Annotated in this window: 16 protein-coding genes and 1 pseudogene; all 17 read right to left on the bottom strand. The window is 65.6% G+C overall.

All coding sequences use genetic code 11. The features are described 5' to 3' along the window. Positions 1-3 precede the first annotated feature (3 nt). Positions 4-624, bottom strand: a complete 621-nt coding sequence (bluB, locus tag AC1DWQ_RS08305) for a 5,6-dimethylbenzimidazole synthase (RefSeq protein ID WP_477669610.1) — start codon at positions 622-624, stop codon at positions 4-6. 104 nt (positions 625-728) lie between these two features. After that, on the bottom strand, positions 729-1568 hold the full coding sequence (locus AC1DWQ_RS08300; RefSeq protein ID WP_477669213.1) for a CbtA family protein: 840 nt from the start codon (positions 1566-1568) through the stop codon (positions 729-731). Positions 1569-1593: 25 nt separating this feature from the next. Continuing rightward, on the bottom strand, positions 1594-1785 hold the full coding sequence (locus tag AC1DWQ_RS08295) for a CbtB domain-containing protein (protein WP_457280507.1): 192 nt from the start codon (positions 1783-1785) through the stop codon (positions 1594-1596). A gap of 66 nt (positions 1786-1851) precedes the next feature. Continuing rightward, the gene (locus tag AC1DWQ_RS08290) at positions 1852-2256 is read right to left on the bottom strand and encodes a DUF1636 family protein (protein ID WP_477669212.1); all 405 of its coding nucleotides are present in this window, start codon (positions 2254-2256) and stop codon (positions 1852-1854) included. 9 nt (positions 2257-2265) lie between these two features. Next, positions 2266-2877 (bottom strand): vWA domain-containing protein, encoded by a 612-nt coding sequence (locus AC1DWQ_RS08285; protein ID WP_477669211.1) that lies wholly within the window; start codon positions 2875-2877, stop codon positions 2266-2268. An 80-nt stretch (positions 2878-2957) separates the two neighbouring features. Next, a complete protein-coding gene (locus tag AC1DWQ_RS08280; protein WP_477669210.1) occupies positions 2958-4046 on the bottom strand; it encodes a magnesium chelatase ATPase subunit I in 1089 nt (362 codons plus the stop codon). Then, complete coding sequence (gene cobN / locus AC1DWQ_RS08275) at positions 4043-7861, bottom strand: cobaltochelatase subunit CobN (protein WP_477669209.1); 3819 nt, start codon at positions 7859-7861, stop codon at positions 4043-4045. The genes AC1DWQ_RS08280 and cobN overlap by 4 nt, the downstream gene beginning before the upstream one ends. Positions 7862-8029: 168 nt before the next feature. After that, complete coding sequence (gene cobW, locus AC1DWQ_RS08270; RefSeq protein ID WP_477669208.1) at positions 8030-9091, bottom strand: cobalamin biosynthesis protein CobW; 1062 nt, start codon at positions 9089-9091, stop codon at positions 8030-8032. A gap of 23 nt (positions 9092-9114) precedes the next feature. Continuing rightward, positions 9115-9969, bottom strand: a complete 855-nt coding sequence (locus AC1DWQ_RS08265) for an ABC transporter substrate-binding protein (RefSeq protein ID WP_477669207.1) — start codon at positions 9967-9969, stop codon at positions 9115-9117. Between the two features lie 145 nt (positions 9970-10114). Next, positions 10115-10684: a cob(I)yrinic acid a,c-diamide adenosyltransferase gene (cobO, locus tag AC1DWQ_RS08260; protein WP_457280977.1), complete on the bottom strand. Its 570-nt coding sequence runs from the start codon at positions 10682-10684 to the stop codon at positions 10115-10117. Between the two features lie 294 nt (positions 10685-10978). Then, positions 10979-11401, bottom strand: a pseudogene (locus tag AC1DWQ_RS08255) (ABC transporter ATP-binding protein); the annotation flags it as partial. Positions 11402-11493: 92 nt separating this feature from the next. Beyond that, positions 11494-12582 (bottom strand): FecCD family ABC transporter permease, encoded by a 1089-nt coding sequence (locus AC1DWQ_RS08250; RefSeq protein ID WP_477669206.1) that lies wholly within the window; start codon positions 12580-12582, stop codon positions 11494-11496. Further along, entirely contained in the window at positions 12579-13448 is an 870-nt protein-coding gene (locus AC1DWQ_RS08245; RefSeq protein ID WP_477669205.1) for an ABC transporter substrate-binding protein, read from the bottom strand. Before AC1DWQ_RS08245 ends, AC1DWQ_RS08250 begins: the two co-directional genes overlap by 4 nt. Positions 13449-13588: 140 nt before the next feature. Then, a complete protein-coding gene (locus tag AC1DWQ_RS08240) occupies positions 13589-14173 on the bottom strand; it encodes a bifunctional adenosylcobinamide kinase/adenosylcobinamide-phosphate guanylyltransferase (protein WP_477669204.1) in 585 nt (194 codons plus the stop codon). Beyond that, complete coding sequence (locus tag AC1DWQ_RS08235) at positions 14170-15018, bottom strand: ABC transporter substrate-binding protein (RefSeq protein ID WP_477669203.1); 849 nt, start codon at positions 15016-15018, stop codon at positions 14170-14172. Before AC1DWQ_RS08235 ends, AC1DWQ_RS08240 begins: the two co-directional genes overlap by 4 nt. Next, on the bottom strand, positions 15015-16355 hold the full coding sequence (locus AC1DWQ_RS08230) for a cobyrinate a,c-diamide synthase (RefSeq protein ID WP_477669202.1): 1341 nt from the start codon (positions 16353-16355) through the stop codon (positions 15015-15017). The genes AC1DWQ_RS08235 and AC1DWQ_RS08230 overlap by 4 nt, the downstream gene beginning before the upstream one ends. A 22-nt stretch (positions 16356-16377) precedes the next feature. Then, positions 16378-18288 (bottom strand): TonB-dependent receptor domain-containing protein, encoded by a 1911-nt coding sequence (locus AC1DWQ_RS08225; RefSeq protein WP_477669201.1) that lies wholly within the window; start codon positions 18286-18288, stop codon positions 16378-16380. Between the last annotated feature and the right edge of the window lie 9 nt (positions 18289-18297).

The following is an 18297-nucleotide window of genomic DNA, read 5'->3' as shown; positions in this document are numbered from 1 at the left end:
ATCTCAGCCGGCTTCCGGCTCACGCGGGGTGGTCTGGCCCCAGCAGTCTTCAAACACCATGTCGACCAGCGGGGCACGGCGCGCCCACTTTTCAGCCTGCAGCATGGGCTGGTCATAAAAGGCCTGGACCGGGCCCAGACACAACACCGCAATCGGCTTGCTGCCTTCAGGCATCTGCAACAGCCCGCCCAGCTGCTGCGGGTCAAAGATCGAGACCCAGCCCATGCCAAGGCCCTCGGCACGGGCGGCCAGCCAGAGGTTCTGGATGGCGCAGGCTGCCGAGGCCAGATCCATTTCGGGCAGGGTACGGCGGCCAAACACATGCTGCTCGCGCCCTGGCGGCAAGGCCACGACCAACACCTCGGCAGCATCGAGCACGCCCTGCACCTTGAGCTTCATGAACTCGTCTTCGCGCTCGCCCAGGGCCTGGGCCGTGAGCACACGTTCCTGCTCAATCAGCCCATGAATACCTTCGCGCAAGGGCCGATTGCGCACGCGAATAAAGCGCCAGGGCTGCATGAAGCCCACACTAGGCGCGTGGTGCGCGGCCGAGAGCAGGCGCTGCATCACATCGTCAGCCACCGTGCCGCCGCTGAAGTGGCGCATGTCGCGCCGCTCGAAGATGGCACGGTAGACCGCCTGTTGCTCGGTGTCGCTGAAGGCGTGGCCGGGTCGGGCCGCATCGGCCGGGCCCGCCCCGACGGCGGAGACAAAGCCCGTCACACCATTCACTGAGGAGCTTGCACCGCACCCGCTACGGGTACGTCTGCACGCTGCAGTACCACCAGCAAAGCCGGACGCACCCAGCGCTGGAAGGCCAAACCACTGACCAGACCCAGGCTCACCCAGAACGACAAAGACACCCAGGTTGTGGCCCAGATGAACTGCGTGCCGAGTTGTTCCAGAGCGGCATGGGCTTCGGGGCCAAAACCGGCCAGGGCATCACCTTGAAGCTTGGGCGCACCCACCACAAATGGCAACGCCAGCAAGGCTGCGGACACCAGCCAGCGCCAGGATGCGCGCACAAAACCGGCTATGGCGCAGGCACCCGCCGCACTGCTCACTGCCAGCACCCACCAGACCTGGCGGGCCTGCAGCGGCGCGGCTTCCATGCCGGGTACTTCCGCATGCAAACCCAGCGAAGGCCAGAGGTGAAAGCTCAACCAGCCAGCTGCAGCCACCACGCCGGCCAGGCGCAGTGAAGCCACCACGCCACCGCGTTGTGCGTCACGTTTGTAAAGCCACACGCCCATCACCGCAAACACCAGCAGCGCCATGCTGAAGGCGTGCAGCATGTTGGCCACCCAGGTCCAGCCAATGCGCTCGGCGCCGTTCGCGGGTTCCCATTCCTTGGCAACGCCGTGCTCATGCGCATGCGGCGCCGTACCTTCGGCATGCACGTGGGCAGCGGGAGCGGCGGCGGGCGCCGGAGCCTCTGCCTTTTGCTCCTCGTACACCTCGGCAGCCAGAATCAGCGGGGCGGCTTGCCAGCGCTGCACGCCGGTTTGCACGCTACCCACCACCACGGCAGTGGCCAGCGCCGCCCAGATCAATCGTTGAAAAACCATAGCTGTCTCCCGGTGAAAGTGCTGCTCAGTGGCAGGGTTTAACGGTGATGTGGCGCACATCGTGCGCGGCGTTGTGGGCCAGCGGGCTCTCGGCAAAAGCCACGCCGTACAGCACCACCAGGCCCAGCGCGGCGGCGCCCAGCAGCGGGCGCAGCACGGCCAGGCCGGGATTCAGGGTGTGAGAAGGGTTGTGGGTCAGCGTCGTTGGTTCAGTCATGGCGTTCTCCTTGGGGTAAGTGGGAAGGTGGGTGGTGAAAAAAACAAACTTAGTGCATTTGGCCGCTCATGTCGAGCCCAGGCCGTTCAAACCAACAGGGGGCAATCGGGCAAGGATACCGCTGCGCAGGCGATCGGGCCGTGCGTTGCGGGCCAGGTTGCCGTCGGCACTCTGCACGTGCAGTTGCGCGCAGGCAATCACCTGGGCTGCGGTCTCGGCATCGGGGGCCAGGTCGCCAAAGTAGTAGCTGAATTTGCCCCGGGCTTGCAAGGTCACGGTGCAGGCGCGGGTGCAGCCGCTCATGCACGCCTGGCCGCGCAACTGAAGACCCTTGTGCAGCCCGGTGTCCAGCTCACACACCAGCAGCGCTTCCTGAACCGCTTCGAACAAGGCCAGGCCATGGGCGGGCAGCTCACGCGATGCGCCCGGCGGGCGGCAGGTGGTGCAGACAATGATTTCGGTGTCGGACATGACGATCTTTTACGGTTGGTAATCCGGAGCCATGGCCAGGCGGTGCTCCGCGCCCCAGCGCATGGCCCAGGCGGCACAGCGGCCCAGGTTCTTTTTCGGATCGTCAAAATCGACAATCACCAGATGCTGCGGGGTCAACGGCGCCTGCGGTTGCTCCAGCGTGCGGCCATCGGTCAGCAGCCACAGCCAGCACTCCGTGGGGCCGCTCTTGCGCAGCGTGCGTTGCAGCAGGCGGTCGGCCTGGGCCAAGGCTTCGGCCAGCGGTGTGCCACCGCCACCGCCCACGGGGCGCAGGCGCTGGCTGCCGGAGGCGCGAGCGCGGCCGGGGGGCAGCAGCAGTTCCACACCCTGCCCGCCAAAGCGCAACAGCGCCACATCGTCGCCCTGCCGCGCGGCCTGCTCAATCATGAAGGCCGCATGGCCCTTGGCCAGCGCCAAGCGGCCGCGCTGGCGCATGGAACCCGAGGTGTCGAGCACGATGCAATGCAGGCGACTGCTGCGCAGCGCCACGGGCTGGTAGCGCAGGTGTTCGCGTTGAAGTGGCGCAGGCCCCTTGGCCACCACCGTAGGCAGCCAGGCAATGGCCGTGCTGCGCTGCGGCGCGCTGTGGGCACGTGCCATGGCGCCTGATGAAGGAATGCGTTGGGGCGGAGGCCACCGCCAGCTGCCAGGCCCGTTACGCGGGCGGCCGCTGGGGTGGCCTAGGCTTTTTTTGGCGGCCACCCGGCTATCGCGTGGACCTTGGTGGTGCCTTCGGGCTGGGCAGGCAACGCGCCCCAGTCGCCTTGGGGCGCAGGCGGTAAAGATGGCGCAGACGGCTGGTCTTGCAAGCGCTCTGGATTGTTTGTTGGTTGGGATGATCCGTTGCTATTTCGCGGTGCCTGCCCCGCACTGCCCTCGGGCCGGCGATGTGCCAGCGCCAGCTCGGCCACCGCGTCCACATCGTCCACAGTTACTTCGTTGCGCCCTTGCAGTGCCGCCAGCGCACGCGCGGCGCGCAGCATCACCAGGTCGGCACGCATGCCGTCCACGCCTGCCGCCATGGCGCAGGCCGCCGCATGGTGCAGCACCGCGTCCGACCAGGCCAAGCTTGGCAACGCAGCACGGGCCGTCACCAGTGCGGCACTGAGCGCGCGTTGTTCTTCCGCATGCTGCTCGCGCAAGGACGCAGGATCTTCATCAAAGCCCAGTCGGGCGCGCAGGATGGCGGTGCGCTCTGCAGCATCCACCGGATTGGCCAGCGCCACCGACAGACCAAAGCGGTCCAGCAGTTGCGGGCGCAGCTCGCCCTCCTCCGGGTTCATGGTGCCCACCAGCACAAAACGTGCGGCATGCTGCTGTGAAATGCCGTCGCGCTCTACCGTGTTGACACCGCTTGCGGCCACGTCCAGCAGCGCATCCACCAGCGCGTCGGGCAGCAGGTTGACTTCGTCTACATAGAGCACGCCGTTGTGGGCGCGCGCCAACAGCCCGGGCGCCAGGCGCACCTGGCCGTCGCGCAGCACGTCTTCCACATTCAGCGCGCCCACCAGTTGCTCCAGGCTGGCGGCCAGCGGCAAGGTGACAAAGGGCGCACCGGGCAGCAGCGCGGCCAGCGCACGCGCCGCGGTGGACTTGGCCGTGCCACGCGGGCCGCTGATCAACACACCGCCAATGCCGGGGTCTATGGCTGCCAGTTGCAAAGCCAGCTGCAACTGCGGCTGGCCGACCAGCGCGGTGAATGGAAAGGCCGCGCGGGTGGCGGGCTCAACAGGAATGTTCAGTTCAGGAATGTTCATGGTCGTGCTCATGTCAAAGGTCCTTCTCCGTGTTCTTCAAGCCGGCGCTCCAGCGCCAGCAAATGGTCTTCGATGCGATCGCGCTGGTCGCCCGGCGCCTCCCACAGGCCGCGCTGCATGGCCTCCAACAGGCGCTCGCCAATGCTGCGCAGCGCGCCGGGGTTGTGCTGCTGCAAAAACGCGCGGTTGATGTCGTCGTGCAAATAAGCATCGGCCACCAGCGCATATTGATGGTCGCCCACCACGCCCGTGGTGGCGTCAAATGCAAACAGGTAGTCCACCGTGGCGGCCATCTCAAAAGCCCCCTTGTAGCCATGGCGGCGCACGCCTTCCAGCCACTTGGGGTTGACGGCGCGCGAACGCACCACGCGCGCCACTTCTTCACCCAGCGTGCGGATGCGCGGCGCACCGGGCACACTGAAGTCGCCGTGGTACAGCGTGGCCGGTGCGCCCGCCAGGTGTTCGACTGCCACCGCCATGCCGCCCTGGAACTGGTAGTAGTCGTCCGAATCGAGCACGTCGTGCTCGCGGTTATCCTGGTTGTGAAGTACTGCGTCCAGACCGGTAAGGCGCTGCTCAAAGCTGCCGCGTGCGGCCACGCCGTGCTCGCCCTGCCCGTAGGCAAAGGCGCCAGCGCGCAGATAGGCCTGTGCCAGGTCGGCGCCGTCGTTCCAGCGGCCGCTGGCCATGACCTCCTGCAGACCAGCGCCATAACCGCCGGGGCGCGGGCCAAATACGCGCCAGGTGGCTTCGCGCTGGGCGTCTTCCGCACTCAATCCCTTGGCTTCTGCCTCAGCGGCTTCGCGCTGCACACGGGCGCGGATGGGGTTCACGTCGTCGGGCTCGTCCTCTTCGCTGATCGCGGCCACGGCACGCACCGCAGTGTCGAACAAGTCAATCACATTGGGAAAGGCATCGCGAAAGAAACCCGACACGCGCAAAGTCACATCCACGCGCGGACGGTTCCTGATAGCCATGGGCAGCACTTCAATGTCCACCACCCGGCTGCTGCCGTCGGCCCACTTGGGCCGTACACCCAACAACGCAAAGGCTTGTGCAATATCTTCGCCGCCCGTGCGCATGGTGCTGGTGCCCCACACCGACAGGCCCAGGCAGCGCAGCATCTCGCCATGGTCTTGCAGGTGGCGCTCAATCACGCGCTCAGCCGCCGCGGCGCCCATGGCGTAGGCGGTCTGTGTGGGCACGGCGCGCGTGTCCACCGAATAGAAGTTGCGGCCGGTGGGCAGCACGTCAGGCCGGCCACGCGAGGGTGCACCGCTGGGGCCGGCGGACACAAACTTGCCTGACAGGCCGCGCAGGCATTGAGCAATCTCTTGCGGGCCGCAGGCGTCCAGCCGCGGACGCAGCACCTGGCGCATCCGTTGCAGCACCGGGGCGGTGTGCGGCCAGGCAGTGGCATCCCAGGGTGCATGGGCCACCACGTAGTCAGCGACAAGCTGGCGGGCCAGCAGCTCCAGCCGCTCGCGTGTATGGCCGGCGTGACGCCAGGCTTCGGTACTCATGTCTTGCAACACCGGAGGGAATGGGCCGCCCCAAGGTGCGGCCCATTCGGGGCTCAACACGCTGAAGCCGCCCACACTATCCAGCTTCAAATCCTGAGCCAATGCCATCAGCAAGCTGCGCTGGCCGGCGGCCGTACCACCTGGAAAACGCGCCAGCGCCACCAGCGTGTCGATTTGCTGGCGGCCCTGTGGTGATGTGCCCAGGATGTGCAGCCCATCGCGGATTTGAGATTCCTTGATCTCGCACAGGTAGGCGTCCAGCCGCAGCAGCAGCGCCTCACGGCTGGCGTCATCAGTGGGTTTGGCAAAACCCAGCTCCGCATGCAGGCCTTCACTGAGCACGCGCTCCAGGATGTCGACGCGCAGGCGTTGGGCGCGGCGTGGGTCCAGTGACAGGGCCTCGTAATACTCGTCCATCTGCCGCTCCAGCTTTTGCAGCGGGCCGTAGGTTTCGGCGCGGGTCAGGGCCGGCATCAGGTGGTCGATGATGACGGCCTGCGTGCGGCGCTTGGCCTGGCTGCCCTCGCCGGGATCGTTGACGATGAAGGGATACAGGTGCGGCAGCGGGCCCAGGATGGCGTCGGGCCAGCAGTTGGCGCCTAGCGCCACGCTTTTGCCGGGCAACCATTCCAGATTGCCGTGTTTGCCCACATGCACCACCGCGTCGACCGCAAACTGGCGGCGTAGCCAGAAGTAAACCGCCAGGTAGTTGTGCGTGGGCACCAGGTCGGCGTCGTGATACGTGGCAACCAAATCCAGGTCTCGCCCGCGCGCGGGCTGGATGCCGACAAACACATTCCCCAGGCGCAGGCCGGAGACCATGAAGCGGCCGCTGCGCACCATGGGGTCCTGTTCGGGGGAGCCCCACAGCGCGTTCACTGCGTCGCGGCTGGCAGCGTCCAGTTGGTTGAAGTCCTGCAGGTAGTCGGCCATGGCAAGACTCTGGCCTGCCGGCCGGATATCGTTCGCGTCCAGGTTGTTGGTCACGCCTGCCATCAGCGCGGCGATCAGTGCGTCACCGCCTTCGGGCAAGGCACCTGTGACATAACCTGCGTCCTGCATGGCGCGCAGCAGGGCCACCGTGGAGGCCGGGGTGTCCAGGCCCACGCCATTGGCCAGGCGCGCGTCATCGTTGGGGTAGTTGGCCAGGATCAGCGCGACGCGTTTGTCAGAATTTGGCTTGTCGCGAAGTACGCACCACCGGCGCGCCAGCTCAGCCACAAAGGCCATGCGTTCGGGTTCGGGCTGGTAACGCACCACGTCCACCTCGGTGCGTTCATCGCGCCAGGCCAGGCCCTTGAAGCTGATGGCGCGGGTGCCGATGCGGCCGTCCACCTCGGGCAGCACCACTTGCATCGCCAAATCGCGCGGCGCCAGGCCATGTGGGTCGGCCGCCCACTGTTCTTGCGCACAGCCTGCGGTGATCAGCTGCAGCACGGGTGCGTCGCCGGCCAAAAGCTCCATCTGTGCGCCCTCCACGCTGTCAACGTCGTCGCCATCGAGTGCGGTGATCGCAAAGCTCGTGGCGTTCAGCACCACGCCCACACCGTGCTGTACGGCCAGCGATTGCAAAAGCGCGAGGCTGGCAGGGTTCTTCAGCGAGTCCACGGCCACAGCCACAGCATTGAGACCCACCGCGTTGAGTGCGGCCAGCATGGCATCAAACACCGCCGTGTTGCCAGCTTGTACATGGGCGCGGTAGAACACCAGCAACGCCGCAGGAGCTCCGTCACGCCACGCCTGCGGCACAGGTGACTGGTAGACCAAGGCCGGTGGTAGCGCCGCAGGCGGCGTGGGTCGTGCGCCCAGGCCAAAAGCGGAGTGGCCTATCAATTCAAAAAAGTTGCGGGCGTTGTCACGGCCGCCTTCGCGCAGGCAGCGCCAGAGCTGGCGGCAATCTTCATGTGGGGCGGTGCTGCGCAGCAGCAGCTGCAGGTCTTCGCTCGCATCACCCGAGAACAGGGCCAGCCACTGTCCGCGTTCGCGTGCCAGTTCGCGCACGCGCTCCACCACATAGGCCCAGTCGCTGGCCGCGCCCAGGTGGTCGATCACCACCACGCGCGCATGCTGCAGCACATCGTCCACATACATGTCCGCCGACGCGGGCTGGCGCAGCCACATCAGGTTCGCCAGGCGCACTGTGGGAAAGTCCTCGGGCAACGCACCCGCCGCATCGGCCAACAGCGACAGCGTGGTATCCGCCGCGCTGAGCACCACGATGTCACCCGGCGTTTGCTCCACGCGCACCACGCCCTGGCCACCGTCTTCAACGTGGCCGCCGGGGCGGGTGGAGAGCAAATGCATGTTTTATTTCACAAGGTAAGGTTGAACAGTCCATCCTGGCGCAGGTCGATGGGGCGCTCTGCGCAGCGGCATAAAGGAGGAGCCCGCAGGGCGGAGGACAGCCGCGGAGCGGAGTGCCCCGTCGGCCTGTGCCCGCCACAAAACTAAAGCTTCAGCGTGCATTTGGATTCAAGCCGCGACGGGTGCCGCCAGCGCCGCACTCAACTCAGCCTGCAACACAGCCGCATTGAGCTCGGAACCAATCAGCACCAGGCGCGACTGGCGCACTTCATCCGCACGCCAGGGGCGATCGAAGTAGCTGTCAAAGCGCGTACCGACGCCCTGCACCACCAGGCGCATGGCCACACCGGGCAAGGCCACAAAACCCTTGGCGCGGTAAATCTCGTGGCGGCCCACCACATCGCGCAGCGCGGCCAGCAATGCTTCGCGGCCGGTCACGTCCAGCGCCACCTGCACCGAGTCAAACGCATCATGGTCGTGGTCTTCTTCCTCGTCGTGATGCGTCTTGCGCTGGTCGATCTGGTCTTCCACTGCGCGCTCCAGGCCCAGCAACACGCCAATATCGATGCGGCCATGCTGCGCATGCACCAGCTTCACACCGGGCAAGGTTTCGGCGCGGATGGCGGCTTCCACACCCACCAATTCTTCGGCCGTCAACCCATCCGTCTTGTGCACGATCACCAGATCCGCCGTGGCCAGTTGATCTTCAAACAACTCGTGCAGCGGCGAGTCGTGGTCCAGGTTGTCGTCGGCGCGGCGCTGGGCGTCCACGGCCACCGGGTCGTCGGCAAAATCACCGGCGGCCACCGCAGGCGCGTCCACCACGGTCACCACCGCATCCACCGTGAAGGTGTTGCGCAGCGCGGGCCACTGGAAGGCCTGCACCAGCGGCTTGGGCAGTGCCAGGCCAGAGGTCTCGATGATCAGATGGTCGATCTGGTCACGGCGCTTGGCCAACTGCTCCATCACGGGCGCGAACTCTTCCTGCACCGTGCAGCACAGGCAGCCGTTGGCCAGCTCATACAGCTGGCCATTTTCTTCACCGTTCTCGTCGCAGCCAATGCCACAGCCGCGCAGCAGTTCGCCGTCGATGCCGAGTTCGCCAAACTCATTGACGATGACTGCAATGCGACGGCCCTGCGCGTTGGCCAGCAGGTGGCGCAAGAGCGTGGTCTTGCCGCTGCCCAGAAAGCCGGTGACGATGGTGGCGGGAATTTTTCGGGTTTGCATAAGAGTCTCTCGGGTAAAGAAAATTAACGGGGCGCGTCACGGGGAGGCAGGGCCTTGAGGCACTCCACCAGCATCTGGGCGGCCTCGCCCAGGCGGGGGCCAGGGCGTGACAGCAGGTCCATGCGTTCAGTATCCAGCAGGCACAGCTGCTGCTGGCGCACTGCCGGCAGTGCACTCCAGCCGGGGCGGTCTGACAGATTGGCCAGCGTGGCGCGCGGGCCAATGATGAGATCGGGGGGGCGGCGCAGCAGCAGCTCGGGGTTGATCCTGGGGAACAGGCCCAGGTCGCCGCTCACCACATTGACCAGGCCCAGCCTGGCCACGGTCTCGCCAATAAAGCTTTTTTCGCTGGCGGCAGACGACCCTGCCCCCACTTCCACATACACGCTGCGCCCGCGCAATGCGGCGGGCATGCGGCCCGCGGCGATGTCGAGTTCGGTGTCGATACGGACTATCAGTTCGTTGGCGCGGGCCGGTTCACCCAAGGTGTCGCCCAGCTTCACCAGCATGCGTTTCAGATCCGAATGGGTGCGGGCATCCAGCATCATCACCGGCACGCCCAGCGCCTGCAGGCGTTCCCCCGCGCGGCTGCGCGGACCCAGCAAGACCAGATTGGGACGCAAGGTCACAATGCGCTCGACCTGCGCGTCTTCCAGCCCGCCCACCTTGGGCAGCGCCAGTACCGGAACGGGCCAGGTGGAGTGGCGATCGGTGCCCACCAGCTGCGCGCAGCGGCCCAGCGCACACACGGCTTCGGTCAGCGAGGGCGCGAGCGTGACGATGCGCGACACCGGCTGCGAGCTCTGCGCCATCGCGAAGCTGCAGAGCAGCCCGAGAACTGCCAGCAACGAGACCGTGGGCAGCAGGCGCAATGCCATACGTGCAGCAAAACGTGAGCGGAATTCCTCTTCACCAGCCGGGGCCGCGGAACCGGCTTTGCCGGGCCGCAGGCGCAGCGCCCCCTCGGGGGGCAGCGCATTACACGGAGCCGAAGGCGAAGTGAAAAGCGTGGGGGCCATATTTCTAATCTTCAATGCCACGTTGCGCGGGCACGCCCGCCTTGAAGTGGTGCTTGATCAAAGTCATCTCCGTCACCGTATCCGCCAGGTCCACCAGCTCACCCGGTGCATTGCGGCCCGTCAACACCACGTGCACATGCGGCGGGCGCTCGCGCAGGCAGGTCAGGATGGTTTCCAGCGGAATCCAGCCGTAGCGCAGCGGGTACATGATTTCGTCCAGCACCACCATGAAGTGCTCGCCGGCGCGAATGGTGGCTTCTGCCTTGGCCCAGCCGTCGAGCGCCAGTTGCGCCGAATGGTCCAGGTCGCGGCTCTTCCAGCTGAAGCCGTCGCCCAGGCCTTCAATAGGAATACCCAACTGCTCGAACAAGCGGTGCTCACCAAAGCGCGCCGTAGGCACCTTCATGAACTGGTAGACCTTGACGGCCTTGCCCCGGCCGTGGGCACGCAGGGCCAGACCAAAGGCCGCCGTGCTCTTGCCCTTGCCGTGGCCGGTATTGATCATGATCAGGCCACGACGCTCGGCCGTGGGAACGACACGTTCGTAATCGACGGGTGGGGTTTCAATTTGCATGGGGGCTCTCTTTGCAGGATGGTTCACTTTGGGCAGCGCAATCCACTGCCCTTGCAAGGGGTGGACGGCAATGCGTCCGTCAAATACGTCTTCCAGTGCGCGGTGGGTGGCCAGATCGGCGCAGGCGCCTTGGTGGGTGATGCGGCCTTCAGCCATCACGACCATGGTGTCGGCTTGCAGCGCCATGGTGATCTCATGCAGCACGCTCACCACGGTTTTTCCTTCAGCCACCAGGGCACGCACCACGTCCAGCCAGTCGGCCTGGTGCGGCGGGTCGAGGTTGGCCAGGGGTTCGTCCATCAGCAGCACCTGAGCTTGCACTGCCAGCGCGCGGGCCAGCAGCACACGCTGGCGCTCGCCGCCCGACAGCTGCCCCAGGGCGCGCTCGCGCCAGTCCCAGGCGCGGGTGGCGCGCAGAGCCTGCTCCACCGCAGCACGGTCGGCAGCGCTGGGCGGCGCCAGCCAGGCCTGGTGCGGCAGGCGGCCCAGCATGGCCACGTCCCACACCGTCAAATCATCGGCAGAAGTTTCGTTTTGGCCCAGCCAGGCCAGCTGGCGGGCACGTTCACGATGCGGCAGGTTTTGCATCGGCTGGCCCAGCAGCGTGACACTGCCGCTGTGCGGCAGCACGCCGGCCAGCGCCCTGAGCAAGGTGGACTTGCCCGCACCGTTGGGGCCGACGATGCTGGTCCACCGGCCCGCTGCAATGTCCAGGCTGATGCCGTGCAGCACGTGTTGCTTTTGCAAGCCATTTCCGAGGCTGGCCCTTATGGAGTCTGCGCCAACAGCTATTGAATTTATAGCATTTCTCATGCCGCGCGCCCTCCGCCCAGGTTGCTGCTGCGATGCATCAACCACAACAGGTAGCCGCCGCCCAGCACCGCGGTGAGCATGCCCACGGGCAATTCCTGCGGGGCAATCAGCCAGCGTGCCAGCGTGTCGGCAGCCATCAACAGCACGCCACCCATCAGGCTGGAGAGCAGCATCAGGTGGGCGTGCGTGGTCTTGACCACCGAGCGCACCAGATGCGGCGCGGCCAGGCCCACAAAGGCAATCAGCCCGGTTTGGGCCACCGCGGTGCCCGTGGCCAGCGCCAGCACCGCCACCAGCGCCGCCCGCATGGGCGCCACGGGCAGGCCCAGGCTGACGGCGGTGGCGTCGCCCAGGCTCAGGCCGTCGAGCACGCGCGCCAGCAGCCACGCCGCCAGCACACACACGCCCCAGACACTGGCCATGAGCACGCACGAGGTCCAACCGACAAAGGCGGTCGAGCCCAGCATGAAGGCCTGCATGGCCTGCAACGATTCGGGCGAGAACAGCAGCACCAGGTGCGTCATGGCACCCAGCACCACGCCCACCACCACACCGGCCAGCAGCAGGCGCAGCGTGTGGCCCACACCGCGCGACAGCACCAGCGTGAGCATCACCGCGAACACCGCGCCCAGAAACGCCGCACCGGTCAGCCCCAGACGCACCCACAAGCTGCTGGAGAACACGCTGACGGCCATGCCGCCACTCATCATGCTTCCTACCGATCCTCCCAACATACCGGCGCCCCCACCCAAAGCGGCCAATGCCAGCGCCACGCCCAGCGAAGCACCCGAGGCGCTGCCCAGCAAATACGGATCCGCCAGCGGGTTGCGAAACAGGCCCTGGGCTACGGCACCGGCCAGGCCCAGCAAGGCGCCGGCGGCCCAGGCACCCAAGGTGCGCGGCAGGCGGATCTGCCAGATGATTTGCTGTGCCATGGCGGTTTGCTGCGGGTCCTGTGCGGGGTTGAGCAGCGGACGAATGAGGTTCTCCAGCCCCGCGCTGCCCACACAGATGCCCAACGCCACCAAAGCCAATGCCCCCAGCACACCGGCCCAGACCAGCCAGAAAACGCGAGCTTGCATCATGGTTTGGCTCCCGGGGCGGGCGCATTTTTCAGCAGACATTGGGCCATCAGGCGCGCACCTTCAGCCATGCGCGGACCGGGGCGTACCAGCATGTCAGCCTCGTCGGGTGGAAAGATGCAGACCCGCTGCTCGCGCAGTGCGCGGATGCTTTGCCAGCCGGGCCTGGCTGTCAAACCGCCGGCGCTGCGCTGGCCGATCATGATCAGGTCAGGGTTGGCGCGAACGATGTATTCGGGGTTGAGCTTGGGGAACGGCCCGAGCTTGGCCGGCACGATGTTTTTGGCACCCAGGCGCGTGAGCGTTTCACCAATAAAGGACGACTCGCCCGCCGCATACGGGCCCTGGTTGACCTCAAAGTAGACCTTCACATTGCGCACGCTGACCGGCAGCGACTGGGCCGCCGCGGAGACACCGACGTCAATCGCACGCCAGATGCGCGCGGCATCGGGCACATCGAGCAACTGGCCCAGCTTGAGCATCACACGCTGCACATCGGCATGGCGCTTGGGCTCCAGGGCCACTACCTTGATGCCCAACGCCTGTAGCCTTTCGCCCGCGCGCGACGAGGTGGCCATCAGCACCACATCGGGCTTGAGTGCCACGATCATCTCGATATTCGGGTCCAGCCCGCCACCGACCTGAGGCAGCTTTTGCACGCTGGCCGGGAAGTTGGAATAGCGGTCTACCCCCACCAGACGCTGGCATTGGCCCAGCTCGCACACGGTCTCCGTCAGCGAAGGTAGCAGGCTGACAATACGCTGCGGCGCGGCGGGCAAGGTGACGGTGACCCCTCGGTCATCGGTGACCTGCAAGGCACGAGCGACACCCGCCAGACCAAAGGTAAAGGCAAACGCAAAAACGAGCATTACCAAGACGCGGGGCGGCAGAGCGTTTTGCGCAGGTAAAGGAGGAGCCTGCAAAGCGGGCGGGGGACACGGAGCAAAACGCTCTGCCACCCCGCGTCTGTGCAACGGGAAAAGTCTATGAAAGCGGCGGAGGTCCATCTTCATGCCGCATCCTTCAAAGTCAGCGGCAACCCTGCCGCCATCAGCGTCACGCGCTGGCACGCAGCGGCCACATCCTGGTTCAGTTTGCCCAAGGCATCCACAAAGGCGCGAACCTCGCGCCCCATCGGAATCACGCCCAGGCCAATCTCATTGCCCACCAACACCACAGGGCCAGGGGCTTTGGAAATTGCTATCAAAAGAGAAGCTGCTGGCGCACTGTCCATGAGGGCTACAGGCTTATTTGACTCAAAATCCACGGGCATCAGCCGGTTAGTGAGCCACAGCGTCAGACAGTCCACCACCACCAAGGTGTCGGGCTGGCTGTGTTTTTGAATCGCCTCCGCCAGCGCCAACGGCTCTTCCACCGTGGTCATGCCGGGCACGCGCTCGGCGCGATCCGCCTGGTGGCGGGCGATGCGCTGGCGCATCTCCTCGTCCCAAGGCTGTGCGGTGGCAATCAGCACGGCGCGGTGGCCGAGTCTCTGGTCCAGCCACTGGCACGCCAGCAGTTCGGCGCGGCGTGACTTGCCACTTTTCTGACCACCCAGAATCAATTCGCTTTTGGCAATCGTCATCGTGCTCATGATCGGAATGCTCCGGCTTGATCAGCGTCCATCCACTGCAGGATGATCTGGTGCATCCTGGCCACGCCGTCGGTCAGCGCAGCGGGGCCGGGCTGCAGGATGTCGGGGGACTTGATCTCAAACAGCTGGTTGTGACGCACCGCATTCACCGCACCCCAGCCCTCGCGTGCCACCACGTTCTCCGGCCGGAATTTCTTGCCGCACCAGGAGCCCAGTATGAGATCCGGGTTACGGCGGACGATCTCGGCCCCGTCGGCAATGATGCGGTTCTTGCCCAGCGATTCGGCGGCGAGCTCAGGAAAGCAATCGTCACCTCCCGCGATGCCGATGAGCTCCGACACCCAGCGGATCGCGCTGATGTGCGGGCTGTCCCATTCTTCAAAATACACCTTGGGGCGGCGCGCACCCTTGGCGACCCTGGCCGCGACGGCCGCCTGCATGGCACGCAAATCGGCCTGCAACTGTGCAATGCGCTGCGCGCCCTGCTCCGCCTCACCCACCATGGCGGCCAGCTGGAACAGCATGGAGAAAATCTCGGCCACGCTGCGCTGGTTGAAGATCGTGACCTGCACGCCGCGCTTGACCAGGTCCGAAGCAATATCGGCCTGCAGGTCCGAAAAGCCCAGCACGCAGTCGGGCTGCAGTTCCATGATCTTCTCGATCTTCGCGCTCAGGAAGGCGCTGACGCGCGGCTTCTCATCGCGCGCGCGTTTGGGCCGCACGGTGTAGCCCGAGATACCCACAATGCGCTGCTGCTGGCCCAGCAGGTAAAGCCATTCGGTGGTCTCCTCGGTCAGGCAGACGATGCGCTGCGGGCCGGGCTGGTAGTGCAGCAAGTCCGTCATGCAGTCACCTCTACAGGTGCCGTGAACAGCTCCGCCACCGCTTCGGGGCAAGACGGGAACCAGGCGTGGAAGTAACTGGCGCGCACCGCACCTTGCTGCCATACGGCCTCGCCCGCATCCGGCGCAGGCGCGGTGCCCGGCCGCGAGGTGCGTGCCGCGGGCTGTAGCGGCGTGGCCGTGGTCGAGTAATGGAAAGTGTGGCCGCGCAAGGTACCGCTTTCCAGGGCCAGCTGCTGCGGGCCCAGGCCAGCCAGCAGCTTTTGCATGGTCACTTCGCCAGGCAGCACACCCCATTGCACATGGTGTTGGCCATCCAGCGTGACCAGCGTCTCAAACAGAGCCATCATGCCGCCGCACTCGGCCCATACAGGTTTGCCTGCGGAAATGTGTGCGGCCAGGCTTTCCCGCATAGGGGTGTTAGCGGCAATCGCCTCTGCGTGCAGCTCAGGGTAGCCGCCGGGAATCCACAGCGCGTCGCATGCAGGCAGCGCCGCGCCAGACAGCGGCGAAAAAAACACCAGCTCAGCACCCAGCGCGCGCAGGGTATCGAGGTTGGCCGCGTAGATAAAACAGAAAGCGGCATCGTGCGCAACAGCGATGGTTCTGCCTTTCAGCATGGGAGCAATGGGCGCAGAGGCTTCCGGCGCCGCGAAGTCCACCGCCCATCGCTGTAAGTCGTCCAGGGTCATCTGACCCAGCGGCGTGGTGGCCAGCGTATCGGCTGCGGCGTCCAGCCTTTCCATGGCATCTGCCACTTCGGTCGCGACGGTCAGCCCCAGGTGGCGCTTGGGCAAGGCCATGGCGGCATTGCGCAACACCGCACCCAGCCATTGGTCGTTTGCCACGCTGGCCTGCAGCATGCCCGCATGGCGCGCATTGGCCACGCGATTGGCCAGCACCCCGGCCCAGGGCATGTCGGGGCGATAGTGCTGCAGGCCAAAAGCCAGCGCGCCAAAGGTAGCCACCATGCCCGATGCATCCACCACCGCCAGCACTGGCAAGCCAAAGCGCTGCGCCAGGTCGGCCGCGCTGGGCTCACCGTCAAACAGGCCCATCACGCCTTCCACAATGACCAGGTCGGCCTCCAGCGCCGCCGCATGCAGGCGCGCGCGGCAATCGTCCTCGCCCGTCATCCACAGATCCATCTGGTACACCGGCGTGCCGCTGGCCAGGGCGTGCCAGCACGGGTCCAGAAAATCCGGCCCGCACTTGAAAACCCGAACCCGCCGGCCCTGACGTGCATGCAGGCGCGCCAGCGCGCAGGTCACCGTCGTCTTGCCCTGGCCGGAAGCCGGGGCGGCGATGAGGATGGCAGGGCAGCGGACGAAGGTTTGCATGGGTGGTGTGGATGAGGCTTACTTACTGGGGCGCCCAGGTCAGGCCGACGTACGCAGAGCGCCGGCCATTGGCATAGGTGCCAGCAGTCTGGTAGACCTTGTCGGTCACATTGTCCAGCTTGGCGACCAGTTTCCAGTCGCGCGACAGCGCCGTCGTGGCGCTCAGGTTCACGAGCGAATAGCCTGGCAGCACCACGTTGCTGGTGTCGCTGTCGAGTGCGTGCGAGGCCATCACCAGGTCCGTCGCCAGTTGCCAGCCGCCCACCGGCATCTCGGCGCCCAGCGTGCCGTATTGGCGGGAGCGGCGCTGCAGGGTTCGGTTGGTGACCAGGTTCTTCGGATTCTGCAGATCCAGCGAGCCGTGGATGTGAACATTGCCCAGCGTCTCGGCAGCCGTGAATGTCAGCCCCGTGTACTGGGCCTGCGCCGTGTTGGCATAGCAGCCACGATTGCTCAGCACCGTCGGCGGGCCGCCATTGATGCAGGGACCGTTGCCCGTGACGAAGCTCAGCAGGTTGGTCAGGCGGTTGCGATAAGCGGTGACACCGTACTGGGCAGTCCCTTGGCTGTATTTGAGCGCCATTTCCACGCTGCGGCCGGATTCGGGCTTCAAGGTCGAGGTGCCGTAAATGCTGAAACGCTGGTACAGCGTGGGGACCCGGAAGGAGGTGCCGGCGGATGCGGACACTTTCCACTGTGGCGTGAGCGCAAAGGCATAGGCGGCGGAGCCGGTGGTCTTTCCGCCGAATTCGCTGTCCGTGTCATGGCGGGCGTTGAACTGCACCGTGTGCGCGCCGCCGCTCCAGCCGTAGCCCAGGCTCACGCCATCCAGCGAACGGTTCCCGTTGAGGGTGCTCATGCCAGCCGGCACGGCCGAGGAGCCAACCAGGAGGAACACATCGCGACGGCTTTCCAGTGTGGCGCTCAGGAGATGCGCGCCAATGCGGTATTCGTTCTGGAACAACAACGTGCTGATGGTGCTCTTGTCGTAAGAAATCTGCGGGGTCGAGCCGTTCAGGCCTTCTTCACCTGAATCGGTACCTTGCGTGATCGTCAGCTTGGTGCTGTATTGGCCAGACCATTTGGCTTCCCACTGCAGGCCCAGGGTCTGCAGGTCGCTGATGCGGCGAAAGTCGCGTGTGAGGCCGCCGTCGTACTGCGCATCCATATGGCTCTGCAACACATTGGCTTCAATGCGGTGGTCAGGGTTGATCTGCAAACCCAGTTTGGCATTGGCGCTCTGGCTTTTGTAGCCGTCGGCATCGGGGTTTTGAGCCGGGATGGTCCGGGCATTGAAGCCATCGCTTTGTCCCTGCGTCAAGCCCAGCGAATAGTCAAAGCCGCCCGCTGAACCGCTGGCGGCGAGCTCGACCCGGCTGGTGTTGTAGGAGCCGTAGCCGACCGTCACGGAAGGCGAAAAACGGCCTTGGCCGCGCTTGGTGAAAATCTGGATCACGCCGGCCACGGCGTCGGAGCCATAGACTGCGCTGCTGGGGCCGCGCACGATCTCAATGCGATCAATCAGCGAGAGGGGAATGTTGTTCCAGGAGGCGGCTCCAGCCGTCGTCTGCGACTCCACCCTCACGCCGTCTACAAAAACCGGGGTGTGGCGGGTTTCACCGCCACGCACAAAAACGCTTGTATTGCTGCCGATACCGCCGTTACGGGTGATCTGTATGCCTGGCACGCGAACCAGAACGTCAGCCAGCCCCACCGGGCCGGCGCGCTCTATGGTTTCACGGTCAATGACCGTGACATCAGCAATGACATCGCCGATGGGTTGGGCGCTGCGCGTAGCGGTTACCACCATTTCCTTGAGTTGTGGCGCCGCGCCGGCCTGAGCCGCCGGGGCAGTCTGGGACAAGGCGGGAAATGCAGCGGCCACAGCCAGCGGAAGCACGGCAAGGCGTGTGTGGAAAACACAGGTTTTCATGGAATCAGA

This window comes from Polaromonas sp. P2_G11, assembly GCF_056403595.1.
This window is presented reverse-complemented; position numbering and strand designations above follow the sequence as displayed.

Coding starts and splice junctions, on each gene's coding strand:
- AC1DWQ_RS08300 (WP_477669213.1), bottom strand. CDS start 1,568: ATGGTTTTTCAACGATTGATCTGGGCGGCGCTGGCCACTGCCGTGGTG.
- AC1DWQ_RS08295 (WP_457280507.1), bottom strand. CDS start 1,785: ATGACTGAACCAACGACGCTGACCCACAACCCTTCTCACACCCTGAAT.
- AC1DWQ_RS08290 (WP_477669212.1), bottom strand. CDS start 2,256: ATGTCCGACACCGAAATCATTGTCTGCACCACCTGCCGCCCGCCGGGC.
- AC1DWQ_RS08285 (WP_477669211.1), bottom strand. CDS start 2,877: ATGGCACGTGCCCACAGCGCGCCGCAGCGCAGCACGGCCATTGCCTGG.
- AC1DWQ_RS08280 (WP_477669210.1), bottom strand. CDS start 4,046: ATGAGCACGACCATGAACATTCCTGAACTGAACATTCCTGTTGAGCCC.
- cobN (WP_477669209.1), bottom strand. CDS start 7,861: ATGCATTTGCTCTCCACCCGCCCCGGCGGCCACGTTGAAGACGGTGGC.
- cobW (WP_477669208.1), bottom strand. CDS start 9,091: ATGCAAACCCGAAAAATTCCCGCCACCATCGTCACCGGCTTTCTGGGC.
- AC1DWQ_RS08265 (WP_477669207.1), bottom strand. CDS start 9,969: ATGGCATTGCGCCTGCTGCCCACGGTCTCGTTGCTGGCAGTTCTCGGG.
- cobO (WP_457280977.1), bottom strand. CDS start 10,684: ATGCAAATTGAAACCCCACCCGTCGATTACGAACGTGTCGTTCCCACG.
- AC1DWQ_RS08250 (WP_477669206.1), bottom strand. CDS start 12,582: ATGATGCAAGCTCGCGTTTTCTGGCTGGTCTGGGCCGGTGTGCTGGGG.
- AC1DWQ_RS08245 (WP_477669205.1), bottom strand. CDS start 13,448: ATGCTCGTTTTTGCGTTTGCCTTTACCTTTGGTCTGGCGGGTGTCGCT.
- AC1DWQ_RS08240 (WP_477669204.1), bottom strand. CDS start 14,173: ATGAGCACGATGACGATTGCCAAAAGCGAATTGATTCTGGGTGGTCAG.
- AC1DWQ_RS08235 (WP_477669203.1), bottom strand. CDS start 15,018: ATGACGGACTTGCTGCACTACCAGCCCGGCCCGCAGCGCATCGTCTGC.
- AC1DWQ_RS08230 (WP_477669202.1), bottom strand. CDS start 16,355: ATGCAAACCTTCGTCCGCTGCCCTGCCATCCTCATCGCCGCCCCGGCT.
- AC1DWQ_RS08225 (WP_477669201.1), bottom strand. CDS start 18,288: ATGAAAACCTGTGTTTTCCACACACGCCTTGCCGTGCTTCCGCTGGCT.